Annotated in this window: 10 protein-coding genes; 2 read left to right on the top strand and 8 right to left on the bottom strand. The window is 55.8% G+C overall.

The window, feature by feature from the left end:
- Positions 1-63 precede the first annotated feature (63 nt).
- The 3 genes from QF010_RS04290 to QF010_RS04280 all read right to left on the bottom strand — a co-directional run bounded on the left by QF010_RS04290 (position 64) and on the right by QF010_RS04280 (position 2932).
- Positions 64-705, bottom strand: a complete 642-nt coding sequence (locus QF010_RS04290; RefSeq protein ID WP_429381022.1) for a hypothetical protein — start codon at positions 703-705, stop codon at positions 64-66.
- A gap of 122 nt (positions 706-827) precedes the next feature.
- Positions 828-1448, bottom strand: coding sequence for a hypothetical protein (locus tag QF010_RS04285; RefSeq protein WP_429381024.1), 621 nt, complete (start codon positions 1446-1448; stop codon positions 828-830).
- Positions 1449-1792: 344 nt separating this feature from the next.
- Complete coding sequence (locus QF010_RS04280; protein ID WP_429381026.1) at positions 1793-2932, bottom strand: hypothetical protein; 1140 nt, start codon at positions 2930-2932, stop codon at positions 1793-1795.
- A 191-nt stretch (positions 2933-3123) separates the two neighbouring features.
- On the opposite strand from QF010_RS04280, the gene QF010_RS04275 reads away from it, so the two are divergent.
- Positions 3124-4683, top strand: a complete 1560-nt coding sequence (locus QF010_RS04275) for a GGDEF domain-containing protein (RefSeq protein WP_429381028.1) — start codon at positions 3124-3126, stop codon at positions 4681-4683.
- A gap of 60 nt (positions 4684-4743) precedes the next feature.
- Here QF010_RS04275 and QF010_RS04270 read toward each other — a convergent pair whose 3' ends face one another.
- From QF010_RS04270 to QF010_RS04255, 4 genes are all read right to left on the bottom strand, one after another.
- Positions 4744-5976 carry a hypothetical protein gene (locus QF010_RS04270; RefSeq protein ID WP_429381030.1) on the bottom strand — a complete coding sequence of 411 codons (1233 nt, stop codon included), beginning with the start codon at positions 5974-5976 and terminating at the stop codon, positions 4744-4746.
- Positions 5977-5988: 12 nt separating this feature from the next.
- The gene (locus QF010_RS04265) at positions 5989-6771 is read right to left on the bottom strand and encodes a hypothetical protein (RefSeq protein WP_429381032.1); all 783 of its coding nucleotides are present in this window, start codon (positions 6769-6771) and stop codon (positions 5989-5991) included.
- 310 nt (positions 6772-7081) lie between these two features.
- Complete coding sequence (locus QF010_RS04260) at positions 7082-8458, bottom strand: hypothetical protein (protein ID WP_429381034.1); 1377 nt, start codon at positions 8456-8458, stop codon at positions 7082-7084.
- Positions 8455-9186 (bottom strand): helix-turn-helix domain-containing protein, encoded by a 732-nt coding sequence (locus tag QF010_RS04255; protein ID WP_429381036.1) that lies wholly within the window; start codon positions 9184-9186, stop codon positions 8455-8457. Before QF010_RS04255 ends, QF010_RS04260 begins: the two co-directional genes overlap by 4 nt.
- 465 nt (positions 9187-9651) lie before the next feature.
- Between QF010_RS04255 and QF010_RS04250 the strand changes: the two genes are divergently transcribed.
- Positions 9652-9996, top strand: a complete 345-nt coding sequence (locus QF010_RS04250) for a hypothetical protein (protein WP_429381038.1) — start codon at positions 9652-9654, stop codon at positions 9994-9996.
- A gap of 2323 nt (positions 9997-12319) precedes the next feature.
- On the opposite strand, the gene QF010_RS04245 is transcribed toward QF010_RS04250, so the two are convergent.
- Complete coding sequence (locus QF010_RS04245) at positions 12320-12757, bottom strand: hypothetical protein (RefSeq protein ID WP_429381040.1); 438 nt, start codon at positions 12755-12757, stop codon at positions 12320-12322.
- Between the last annotated feature and the right edge of the window lie 278 nt (positions 12758-13035).

The following is a 13035-nucleotide window of genomic DNA, read 5'->3' as shown; positions in this document are numbered from 1 at the left end:
CACCTGAATGCAAGCGCGGAGCGAACACCCTCAGTCATTCGCTCCGCGCATTGGTATAGGGGCTTACTGTGCTGCCGGGAGTGGGACGAACCTGGCGACTGACGCGGCATAAGCGACGTGGCAGTCCGTAGAGTCCTTGCCCATTTCCACGTCCTCGGCAGTGAAAGTAGTCGCTTCGGATATCTCGCCGGTCCAGACCGGATGGAAGCCGCAGAACTCGTTCACGTCTTCCAGATAGCGGGCGCGTTGTGGTGCTAACGTATCTACCCATTCAGCTTTACGAAGCCAGTCGATGAACTCGTCGACACTCTGGCCGCTTTTCTCCTGGTATCTCCGGAGCCCACCGTGGAGCGTGGTAATCATGATGGGGTCTCCGTGTTCGTTGAGTTCGCAGGTCTCCTCGTCCCATGGCTCTCCAAAGTCATTCAGGTTGGAGCTGATCTGATCTTTGTCGTTCCAGATCTGGCCCATATGGGATCGGTGCATGAACGCGAGAGGGCCGTCGCGCCAGGTCCGCGATAAGGTCAGTACGCCTTCTTCTTCGACATCATCGGTGATGGTGTAGTAATCCGGGGAGTTGCAATCCGCGCCGCTGAGGAATTGCCAGTACAGCGGGCCGAGTGTGGGGTGCGTGGCGCTGACGTTGACGCCAGTGCTGACGCGCATTGCAACGAATTGAGTTGGATTTGCGGATGGGGTCGTCATCGGTGCGATCCTCAGCGAAATGGACGAATCATGCTCAATCTGAACAGCCGGGCTTGTAACCTTCCTAAAAACGGACACAAATCCTAAGACTGATGTCCATTTGGCAACACGCCATCGACTAGCTACCAGGTCCCATCCCAAAGACCCTGAACCTTCACCGGGACCACCATCGCGGCTTCTGGCTTGAGGCCTGCCCACGGCGAAACGCTATCGAGTTCAGATTGGCTTTCCTCATCATCGTCACAGTCATCTCCCGATTCGATCAGCAGCAACACCTCTGCTGGCCGGTTGGAGACAGTTTCAATCTGGGCACCATCCAAAACTCGAACGGCAACGCGTGCCGGCTCCAGCAATCGTTGCAGGCTCATGCATGTGCACAGAGCCGAGTCTTGACAGTCAGTGGTCGCCAGCACAAAGGGATCGTTTGGAAAACCATCCTCGTAGCCCACTACGCGCCACCATACGCCGCCGTAATCACCGTTCACGTACAGGGCACCCTGCGCACGATTCGCCTCAACAACCATTGCGAAGCTCTGACCATCGATCTGCGTTTCGATCAGGCTGTAGTCGAAGCCAGGCCCAAAACCGATGTCAGCCGCGATAGGTTCCAGAATGGATTCGACCTGCCGGCTGTCGATTGGAAGAACGAAATGGCCGTTGCCGTCTACCAGTACACGGATGCAGCGTTCCACTGCGAAGCTCGTGAAATTCATTGGGCGAATATGGGAGTCGTTGATGGTCATGGGGGATCACCTGGATGGCTGAAAGTTGTTCCCCCATTCTCATCAGCTTTCAGCGTGCCAGAAGCCGCCTGAAAATTTGTGCAACTGCCGACCGCTACTGGTCGCCAGCGTGTCAGGCTTAGAAATCCGAGATCAGCGCCTGATTGCATCCATGATTGAAACCCGAGGGCCGGACCTGAATCCCGTTACCGTTCTGCCCCCCCATTGCTGGTTTTGGTCATTGAATATGCGCCTACCTTGATTTCCGGTCTTGGACATTGAAATCGAGCCCCAGATGGCGGCGGCCGGTGGCGCTGTTCTGCCTGGAACAGAAGGGTAGGGTAGGGCCGCTACCCTGGTTACCATCAGGCCGCCGCGCCCTCGATGTCGTCCGGACGGCGCATTACAGGCAGTCCTGGGGCATCCTGTACTGTTGGCTCCAGATTCCTGATGCGCGCGTAGGCCCGGTCACAGGCCTCAAGGTAGCGTTCAAACTCTGGTTCCACGCCTTCGATCTCATCAGCCAGCGCCAAGCAGTAATTCACCAGCAAGAAGGGGGTCTCGAATTTGTAGGTGTGGCCAACCTCATACTGGTAGCGAATCTCGATAGCCAAGGCGCCGTTCATGGGCGAACGCTGTAGGCGAAATTGGCCATTTGATTCCTGTTTGAGGCGGCGACTCACCGTTGCCTGGTGGTACGTAGTTACGCCGTCCAAGATTGCGGCCAGGCGTCGAATAAGTTCGAAATTCGTAACCCATGAAGCGCGGGCTTCATCGTTCCTTCGCTGGTGCTCAGTGGCAAGGCGCGCTTCGTATTCAGTGACAGGGAGGTGGCGATGTCTGACGGCATCCAGAAGCCTGACCTCAAACCGATCCAAATGGCGGTTTCGGGTCCCTGAGATGTACTCAGCCAGGAGGTGCATGCATTCGAACTGGCGAAGCCGATCGATCTGCTGTTGCAGCGGGTACCGCGGATTCCACATCCAATCCAAGGATAGGCATTCGATCTGAAATCGAATCTGCTGCGCCCGGGCCTGCGTGTCTTTCAAGATCTGGGTCCAAAGATCGACGGTGACTTCGCCCGCGGCGTGTTCCAAAGGCAGTCGGCTGAGACGGTTGCTGACGGAGCACGCTTCATCTGCCACGTCAGGGATTGGTTTGACGCCAAATGATTTCCCACCTTCGGGCTTGAATTTGAGCCGGAATTCTTCAAACGCCCGCGCCTCTGATTGGATTTCAATCAGCCAGGGAGCGCGTGACGCCATTTGCCGCAGCCGGCCATGCTGGTCTTTGCTGAAGGTGAGGTCGACGCCGCGCGGAATTTCGAACCATCCCGCGGCGATCGCCTGGATGATTTCGAAGACCTGCGACACGAACTCGTCTGGCACCTGCCGGCGGCGAACGGATTCGCAAAAATCCATACCTGCTTTGGTGTCCAGATCTACCTTTCGGGCGTGAATGAGGGCCGCGCTGTTGGTGAGTGCTTCAAAGTTGATCGCCTGCAAGACAGGTCTCCTTTTTTAGTCCTCTCCATTTCACCTCATCCAGAACGTGCCACCACCAGCACTCATCACCGCCTGAACTGCCCGCTTTTTCTTGGCCGGTACCCCTGGGCCGGATTTATTTTCAGTTTGGGCCTCCAAATGGCAAAAAATGAGTCACTCGGTAGCCACTATTAAGGTTGGAGGCTCCTTGCATGAATCATTCGTCGCTAAACATGGCCCTGCAGACCACCTGGCGATTTCAGGTACTGCCGCGGCCAAACCACTTCACGTTCGAGGCCTTTCGCACCGTTGTGTTCAAGGCAAGGCGTGACGTGAACCAGATCCGAGATCAGGATTTTGCCGCAGTGCTGACAGACCTGATTGGGTTGGTCCGGCGTACGCAATCATTCTCAACTCACGACCTAGAAGGTATCGATCAACAAATGGACAGGCTCCAGGAAGCAAGCCGGCGGGCAAGCGATGCCCGCGCCGGTGATCATGGCCCAGCAGTCATTTACCTTTCCGGATACGGGAAGCGTGCGGATTTCGTCGCCGAAGGCTTGGGCTCAATGGGTATTAAAGTCCTCACAATGGACCCGAATGCGAGCCTTGGCTTTGCATCCGATCTTGAGGGACGAATTCCACGAACTGGCCTGCTGTTGGTGGGGAATGGGGTGCTCGACGACCCGGCCGGTGTGGATGCGTTAACGGTCCTGGCCACCCATCACGACTCTGACCTGCTTGTAATCCTCGCAACGGATGTCGACCTGACCTTTGATCAGCGCATGCAAGCTACGGCATTTGGGCCGGTGACGCTGTTCGGACCCGAAGCCGATCTCAAGGTTTTGCGCAGCCTGGTGCGAGGTCGTGCCAAAGACTCCCAGTTGAATGGCTTCAAGGTGTTGTTGCTCGATGACTCCCGCACCGACGGTTACCGTGCGTGTATGTACATGCGTGAAGAGGGCCTTGAGGTAAAGCAAATTCAGGACCCAAGGGAAGTGCTTGATGCCATCGAGGAGTTCCGGCCCGACCTGGTTGTGACCGACTTCCACATGCCCGGGGCCAATGGGGATCAGGTGGCAAGCATTATTCGCCAAGATCGAGAAGCAACGATGCCCATCATTTTTCTCAGCAGCGAGGACGACGCTGAGACTCAACTCATGGCGCTGGCCAAAGGGGCTGACGGGTTTGTCCAGAAACCAGTTCAGCGAGGGGCCTTCATCAAGGCGCTCAAATCCCTGATCTCGCGATCGAAGAGTTACGAGACCAGGATGCGGCGCGATCCCCTGACTGGGCTGCTGAACCATGGGCAGTTCATGGCGTCGGCCGGGAGGGTGACTGCGAAGGCCGGGGTACCGGTAAACTCGATTGTCATGATCGACATCGACCATTTCAAACTGGTCAATGACACCTACGGCCATCAGGTTGGGGACAAGGTCCTCGTGGCCCTCGCAGAAATCCTCAGCGACTCCTTGAGGTCGACAGACTATGTCGGCCGGCTGGGAGGGGAGGAATTCGCGGTTGTCATGGCGGGAGCTGATCTTGAAGCGGCAAAGGTGGTCATTGACCGGCTACGGGATCTGTTTTCATCCGTTCGGTTCAACTCTGAACCGGGGGAATCTAGCGTCCCTGATAATGCTTTTAGCTGCACGTTCAGTGCAGGGATTGCGGTTCTGGGTGGAAAGATATCCGAGAGCATCAAGGCTGCTGATGAGGCGATGTACCTGGCAAAGCACAACGGCCGGGACCAGGTCGTCATTGCTGGTCGGTAACCAGTTCTTGGGAATAAAAAAAGCCCTGCATCATCGCAGGGCTTTTTTCATTTCCGAGGTTTAGGCTTGGAGCGAGGCTTGACTCGATGGTTGCCGAAATTGAGCCACATTCGACGGGGGCACTGTGGTCTCGGGTGAGAAATTCACAGAATCAAGGCTTTCGACATCAAAGGTTTCTGGTTCGTCGTGGGTGAGTTGCAACAGAGCTCGTTCCATTACCTCGTTGGTGTCGAATTCTGCCCGGGGGAAGTCGCTCGGCAATTCAACTCGATCGATGATGTGCTTGATGTCCTCAAACAGCAGGGTAGTCCGACCGCGCATCAGTCGGATCAGGTCGAGGATCAGAGCATGGTTCTGCCCAGCTGCGGCGACACAGCGCGAAAGTACGCTTTTGCGGATCATCATCAAGCGATTGGCTTTCATGGTGGCTTCGACCTCAGATACCGGCCGGAGGTATGTACCGTTGCCCGAGAGCGCCAGGTACTGAACAGCCAGATCATCAAAGTTCTGCAGGTCGTCGAGCGCTGCGTCAGAGCTGGTGCCGCGAATGACCTGTTCGGCAGCTGTACCCATCATGAGCATGTGCAACCGCCAGTAAATCATCTCCTTGGTGGAGAGAAGGTTCATGTCGCTGAAGATCTTGCCTGTGCGGGCGTTGAGATCCAGATAGGCGCTGAAGCTGCCTGAGATGATGCAGTTGCTGCCCTGGTAAGCAACGATGCGCCCAGCCAGATGTATGAGCAGACGCGTTTGGTCGGCCATAGTCACCTGAAATGCCGGCCTTTGATCTACCGATGGCGCGAAGTCTTTCGGCAGTGCGAGTGCGGTACTTGGAAGCCCGGTCATGGCATCAACCATTGGTTCCTGTTTTACGCGAATCCCAGATGCCCAGTACGCAACGCCGAGAACAGCCGCCACTACAGCAACCGTTAGGCTGTTGTAGAGGTTTTCTGAAACCAGGCGATACGCTGGCAATGCGCATACATACATGAACAAACTGGTAGCGGAGCAAACCCAAACGTATGTGAGTCCGCGGTGAAAGCCTTCGCCCACTGCCGTGAGCACGTTGCCGGGTTTGGCCTTCACAATCGCGCTGACAAGGAAGGCAAAACCGGCCAGCAACGAGAGGACAATGGCAGTCAGCGAGGCGAGTGCTACGAGTTCGTGTGGTTTTTCGGTGGCTGTGTAGCGCGCAAGCACGTACAGGCCGATCACCGCGCCCGACATCAGAAATGGGAAGAACCATGCTGGGAGCATTCGACCCGCGTCTTTCAGATTATTCCAACTGCTCATTGTCCAACTCCGTTACGAAAGGGCAGGGGTCGCCGCTTGGGTCTTTTCAGCCGCTGGCTTTGGCTGCTGAGCGACTTTCGGGTTTTTACCTTGGCCGTCCTGCTTTGGTGCTGCGGGAGATACTTTGGCCGGTGGTTGTGGGGCATCGCCTTTAGGCGCGTCCTGTTGTGCAGCGGGCGCGTTCTGGGTCGCCGGAGCTGGTGCCTGGGTTTGAACGTTGGTTGCTTTTGGTTTTTTCTTGCGGTTTTTACGTTTCTTCGCCGCTCCCGGGGCCGCTGCCGCTGCCGCTGCCGGTGCTTGAGCCTGAGTTTGGGGCTGTGCGGGTGAAGTTGCCTGCGGTTGTGGTTGTAGTTTCTTCGCTGGCGCCTGTGGTTTTGCTGGCGCGGCCGCAGTATTCGCAGTTTCGGAAGCAGCTTTCTGTTGTACGACACCAGCGACTACACGCTGAGTGGCCGGTTTGCCTTTAGGTGCTGGGCGCTTCGCTGTTTGCGAACCCTGGCCTTCCTGGTTGTTCTTGTTCGAGCGGCTGGTAAATGCGAGATCTTTTTCGATCTGATCAAGAGCGTTTTCGAAGTCACCGATTGCTTTGGAAAAACCCTCATCTCCGAGTCGGAACTGTCGACGCGAATCCGCGTTGGTGCTCAAAGACAGATCACGCAGTCGTTTATCAATTCGCCCGACACGAATTGCGTTCGTAAACAGACGACCAGTTCGCTCGCCGTCAATGCGCAGAACGCGTGTTGGCATTCCGGATTGTTCGACGTTGTCGCCGTTTTGGTTAGCTTCGTTAGCCATGGGGGTACCTTACTGGTTAGGGCCAATTGTTCTCAGCCAATCCCAACCGGCAGTCTGTTGGGTGCATGAGATGAAAAATGTGGTCAGGTCGCGCGAGTGCTTGATGTAACTCGCGTTGTCGTCCGGAACGAATGCCCCCCATCCGTCGACCCAAACCCAATGGGCGACTTTATGGGGGAGGTAGCAAACCTCAACGTATCGATACTCCGGTGCTCGCAAGCAGATCTTCCCCACGTAGAAAATGAGGGTGATTAAGAAGAGCACCGTGAGTGAGGTCGCGATCGGGCCGCGCTGGGAACTTCCGCTTCCTTCAGCCATTTGCGGTAGCCAGTTCAAAGCGGATGTTTAAACCGGTGCGCTTTTGGACTTGATACAAGCTGTCGGTCATTGAGAGGCCTGCGTTGATGTAGCTGGACAAGAGATGCACAGCTTGCTCCTGAGGGTCGATGTGAATTCCAAGGCTTCGGCTCATGTCATCCCAACGGCGGGCTGACACTGGCCCGAGGCATCGGGCAGCGTTTCGAACTCGAGCGACGCCACGAAGATCTGGTGGAGATTCGGCGAGGAGGGCGGCGCAGTAGTGAGCCAAGAATTCGCCGGCGTTCAGTCTGTTCGCGATCATCTGGCGTAACTCGTTTCCCTTCCCGCTTTGACGCATGGCATCGGGGTCATCCAGGCCTTTGCCCAACGCGACAATCCCAAGGGTGATGCCCACTGACTCGCACGCCCTGATTGAAGACAGCGCACCGTCGTACCCGGCGTGATCTCCGTCGATGAAGTGGGCTGCTTCCTCTATGCCCTGGGTTACGAAGAAAGCAGCTTGAGCACTATTAATTGAGGCCTGGCCGATTCCCACACCCCAAATTTCCTCGAGCTGGAGAGCCCAGGCGTCAATGGTCCCCTCGACGGCCACGAGAACGGTTTGTTGCCGTTTGGAAAAGAGATATGGGATGTCTTTCTTCAGGCCGTCAGCGAATCGATACTTGGGGTTCTGCTTATCGCCCTTGCCTGTTGGCAGGCGCCCCCAAAGACGAACGTCGCCATCAGGATGTGGCCAGTAACCGATAACCCGACCAGCCATGCCGCTCCAAAGCCTGTTCGGGTTGTTGACGTCGTAACCGATGTAGCCTTTCTCGGCAGCAACTTCTTTCGAGATGCCCCGGGCTTCTAGCAGTTTCATCACCTCGTCCGCGGTGGTGTAAACGCCGAAGCGCATGGCCTTCATGTCCTCGTCGCTATAGCCGCGGGCGGCTTGTAGGATCGACAGGATTTTTGGGTTCTGCTCGGCCAGGTATTGGGTGACCTGCATGATTGCCTTGCCGGGGCTCATGCCCGCAGGACGATTGTTAGATCCTGTTGCCCCGTTACCCTGCGCTTTGTTATCTGGCAATTCGACGCCAGCCTTTTTACAAAGAAGGTCAAGGATCTCTTTATTCGTCATGCGTTCAGCAACGAGCACATCCCAGATTGAGGTGCTTACACCACATTCAATCTTGCGGTTGCATCGAACGTGGCTGCTGTTCGGATAGTAAAAAGCCTCGCGCTCACCACATTTAGGACAATCCAGCTTGTGAGCACCGTTTGTTGACTGGGAGGCTGGCTGAAGAGAGTTCAGCAGGCCTGCGTCCACGGCGTCGAGATTCGGATACACCTTTTCCTTTATGAAGTCCGAAATTGGGCTGCTCATGCTGTTTCCGCCTGGATTGCTTTCTGGTGGATGCTGGCGACGTATTTAGGGCAGGCGCCCTGAGCAATGGCGATGTCTGCGAGGCGCCGATTGAGGGACCGGCGGACTTTCCAAACCTGCCGTTTGCCAAGGCCAAGCATGTCGCTGATATCGGTGGATTCCTGGCGCTCAAGAACCGACAAGCGCAGGATCTGATGCTCGCGTGGCGTTAGGTACCGGCGGATCTGCTCGATATTTTGATGGCGGATTTGGAGGGCTTCGTTGCTAAGGACGACGCCGTCGGAGAGGAACTGGGGTTGGGAGTCCAGGCCTTCGGTGAAATTCGAACTGCTTTGCATGTATTCATGCTGCAGCGCGTGGGCACGGGGGGTCTGTTCGATGGTGTCCAGTTCAGCCACGTTGTAGCTGTTGGCGCCAGGAACCTCATCAACGACCAGGGCCAGACCATAAATGCGGATGTACTTAAGTGCATAGCCGCACAAGAAGTTGCCGCGGTTTTCGGCGGGTCCATCGCCATAGTTCTTTATTGCCGCTTTAACGGTGCTGAAGAGACCAGGATAGAGAATCGATAGGATCTCGTCATCCCGAAGTCGAATAGACAGCTTCTGCCGAATCTCGGCCAGCCACTGCTCTTCCGACTCAGGATGAATGACGAAATCCCACGGATTCAATTCGTTGAACTGATGGCAGGTTAGGCCTGTCAGCCAATTGCTCCTGATGAGGCGCATGCCTCCCTCCTCCGGTCGTGAGACCGGCTCCTAAGCGCAGTGAGGCCGAAACCTGCAACTGCTTTTGCGGCCACCGCGACAGTGTCCGCCCCTCCTTCTAATTGCAGCGAGCTTTGCCCTGCTGCTTCGTTCCGCTGGCCATCCGTAGATTGTCCAGAGGTATTTGTTGGCGATTCTATGGGGCGCAGATGGGACAGGCAACTCAAAAAACAGCCAGTTTTTCCAAGGAAATCCGCTACCTGCAGCGGAATGTGAGACACGATGGATAAGACTGTGTGCAATAGCGTTCACAGCGAAAAAGCCTGAAAGCCTTATGGTGTAAGGATATTGACGCCATAAAATGGCCATTAGTGGCACATTAATGGCAAGTGCCGCAGGTTTTCAGTCCTCGACTACCGTCCGTCGAACGATGGAAAATATTTTTCTTGCCGTTATGTTCTTTGCACCAGTAGTGGAGAAAAACGCTTGAACGATGCAAATGAGACTGCGCTTAAGCTCGCCCGCAAGGCTGAACCTGAAACCCGGGGGCGACTCCGTGCTTGGATGGTTCGCGTGTTGGATGGGTATCCGACGCTGATAAATCTTTCCTATATAGAAGAGGGCGAGGTGGTTGCATCTGTGATTTGGATCGACCGTTTGCGTCTTGCGGATCTCGACATGGTTGCTGGCCATATGAATGCCGAGGTCGGCGTCGGCGACACCATGGTGGATATGCTCACATCCCAGTACGCAAACAAGGCAGCCCTGACCTCAATCCTCAAGACAGAGCAGCCGGACAATGGAGTCAGATTGTCGGTGGCCATTCACTGATTCCTGACCGGGTTAAAAAGAGGGTGCCAGGGTGAGCGCCTTTATAGTTGATCGGGCCACAACTGGTTCGGTCCTTTGCGCGCGCCCGTGATGTGATATCCGCTGAAGATAGCGAGTGCTGGTCAGCCTGATGGATTCGTTGCGCCGCGCTAACAGGTTCGGCCTCGCCAGCATGCCCGTTCCAAGGGTGAATCGATTAGGGCCGCCAATGCACTGTTCTTGCCGCATGGCATCCTGTGTCCGCACTTTGGGCACACATGCACACATGCACACATGCACCGGCGTTTTGAGCACCAAGGACAACAGCCCCGTACAGCTTTGCGATGGTTTGATTTAGTCCGTGACGACTTAAGCAGAAGCGTACCGACCGCTACCGCTTTGTCCGCAACCATCGGTGGAGATTCCTCCGGTGCTGGAATAGGTGCTTATCAATATCCTCATGACCCTAAGTGCTCCGCCGTGCCCACAACCGCTTTGCCGAGCATGTGGCGAGGTTCTACAACAAGCCACTGTTCGGGCACCGTAAGTACGTTGTGGGCCGTGCGGGAGGGGCGGCGATGAGGGGGAGCGTGGCGACATCGATGCCCAGGGCACCGTAAAGCGCGCCAGTCAGCTGCAAAAGCCAATTCCAAGTTAGATCCTTCCGCTTTGCCCCACTCCTGACCGATCCTCATTGATCTATTCGTCCAGGAAGGGGGATAGGGTTCGAGAGTCCCGTTCCACCTCAAGGGGTTGCCAATGGATGGTGGCGGGTGATGGTTTGCCTGGCATTGGCTTGAGGTGCCGGGATCGAGCAGAAAGCGCATCACAAATCGTAAGACGCCGGTGCAGGGTGTTAGCCGGGCGTGTGATCAGTGCCCTGGTTTTCCTCGGTCTTCTTCACAGCGTCACAAGTGCACCAACTGACGGTTTCGCAGCTGACCGCCGTGACACCATACCCATTCCCGGGTTGGTCGACCGGTACGTTACTAATGTGAACGAGCACGCATGGCGCGTATGCACGGTTCAATCTTTTGGCGAACGCCCGGATCTGTCTTTGCATTCTCGATCAAGGCCAGCTGCTGACCCCGAGACATTCTCGAAAATGATCCGCAGAAGAGTGCGGTATGTGCGCTCTCATAATCGGCCTGGGTCGGGTTCTGGTTCACAAGCAGCTTTTGATCTGTGGTGAGATGTTCGGGCATCGGCAACTCGCAACAAGCCTCAAGCGCTGCCTTTGTTAAGCGGGGAAAGAACGGAAGCGAGAAGGTCGCCATCTCGCCATTTTCGGTAAACCTGCCGTTATGACTCGTGCAGTCTAAGGTCACCCGCAGAGTCTGCCTGCCGTCGAGCGCGAGAAACCTAACGCCGCGGCCATCACGGACGGCGGAAGACGGGTCGAGAAGAACCTGCTCGCCCACTACCTTTGGTGTCGTAGGTCCTACTTCACGAACATGGACTGGCGCTTGTCTCAAGCTGTGCGGTTCACTTGTCCCTACGCATGCACTCAGCACAAGGGGCATGACACCGATAAATGCTGCCACTTTGAAAGTGGTTGGTCATCAAGGTCCTCGTAACCGAATCCAGAGTTACACGCAAAATACCACGCGGACGCCTGGGCGCCCGCCGCCAAGCGTAGAGTCCCGAATGCATAGTGCCGCTTTCCCCTCAGTGACAATCGAGCCTCAATGGCCGCGTCACATATACACCTACACGACTATCCGTGCTCAAGGGCTTCACTGCTCAACCTTGTCGTGCCGATCATTTGGCCCGATGCGAAGCGAGGCGGAGTCTTTGAGTCATCTGGTCAGCCAGCCGGAAAGTCAGCTTTAGCGATCGGGCGGGAAGTCGCAGTTTGGGGTGGCTGTTTCAGTTCCTCATGATCAACCTCAATCACGATGCATTTGATAATGCCCCTGCCGACCTTCAATGGCTTCACAGGTAGAGCGTGGCTGGTATCAAAACCTGCTTGAGACCCGATCCTGAAACGTAGACCAGGTTCAGCGAACTCACAGGACAGGCCGTTCTACCGAATTCCGCATTCCGTTCACGCCTGCTGGTGATGCAGTGCGGCGTTAGAGATCTGTCGACGCCTGGCTGATCTGATTCGCCATGGGGGGATGTCGGGCCTCTGGGTGTGCTTGAACACACCAGTCCAAACTCAGGGCAGATGAACGTACCTGAGGGCGAAGTTCGCATCTTGGCCGGTGGAGTCAGGTACAGAAGAAGGTTTGGTTTTGGTGCATGGCTCATCCTCCTGGAACGGTATGGATGAGGATCTAGTGGCATGAGGACGGGTGAGTCGAAAAGTGAGGGTGGCCAGGCAAGGGCAGAAAATTCGCCCCTATGGCAACAACAGCACAGCGATACCTGAGTTACCACAGATGTCGATCACCGTTTGCACGGCATGAGCAGCATGGTTCTTAGATGGTAATGCCAGCGCAGCCGGTTTCTGCTCCACCAGGAATACTGCGAGTTCGGCCAGGGCTTCAGCGCGATTGGAGGATGAGAGTGGTGATACCACGCACCGATATCCCAGCAGCGTTTGTCCCGGCAGGACGGTAACAGCCATCTCCGGGAGCATCGAACATTCAACCAGTGCAACAGATCCACTTCGTGAGCTGCCAAGTCGGTAGCTATCAAGCGTCGACTTGTTCCATAGCTTTCTACCGGAAGCGGTTAGCGAATCAGGCGACAGTCTCCCATCCTCCGCCATGCGTCCAAGTGTGTGTCTGGAGACCATCAGATACTCAGCTGCCTTGGTGATTGTGAATGACTTCAAAGCGGTTAGTCCTTGTGTGTGGCAGAGAAGGGAAGGCTTCCGGGTGCAACAGCAAAACCGAAATGGCAGATGTGGTCGCGGTTTCTCACTTTTACTGCTTTGCCGTTTGTGAAAAGTACCTCGGGCTAACGCGCAATTTAGCCGATAACAGAAAGGTAATTAAATAAACGGCTCCTGCATAATTACATTAGACGGGGCTTTAGGGTATTCCAGGTACAGCGCGGATGTTCCCGGGCGGCCAAAAAACTCACCCCTTTGTGCCGATTATGGTTTAGAAA

This window comes from Pseudomonas silensiensis (genome assembly GCF_050434865.1).
Lineage (GTDB): Bacteria > Pseudomonadota > Gammaproteobacteria > Pseudomonadales > Pseudomonadaceae > Aquipseudomonas > Aquipseudomonas fluorescens_W.
Note: the sequence above shows the minus strand (reverse complement) of the source record. Positions and strands in the feature narration are given on the sequence as shown.

What these genes read in the sequence shown, in the direction of transcription:
- QF010_RS04290 (WP_429381022.1), bottom strand. Translation starts at nt 705, where the DNA reads ATGACGACCCCATCCGCAAATCCAACTCAATTCGTTGCAATGCGCGTC.
- QF010_RS04270 (WP_429381030.1), bottom strand. Translation starts at nt 5,976, where the DNA reads ATGAGCAGTTGGAATAATCTGAAAGACGCGGGTCGAATGCTCCCAGCA.
- QF010_RS04265 (WP_429381032.1), bottom strand. Translation starts at nt 6,771, where the DNA reads ATGGCTAACGAAGCTAACCAAAACGGCGACAACGTCGAACAATCCGGA.
- QF010_RS04285 (WP_429381024.1), bottom strand. Translation starts at nt 1,448, where the DNA reads ATGACCATCAACGACTCCCATATTCGCCCAATGAATTTCACGAGCTTC.
- QF010_RS04255 (WP_429381036.1), bottom strand. Translation starts at nt 9,186, where the DNA reads ATGCGCCTCATCAGGAGCAATTGGCTGACAGGCCTAACCTGCCATCAG.
- QF010_RS04260 (WP_429381034.1), bottom strand. Translation starts at nt 8,458, where the DNA reads ATGAGCAGCCCAATTTCGGACTTCATAAAGGAAAAGGTGTATCCGAAT.
- QF010_RS04275 (WP_429381028.1), top strand. Translation starts at nt 3,124, where the DNA reads ATGAATCATTCGTCGCTAAACATGGCCCTGCAGACCACCTGGCGATTT.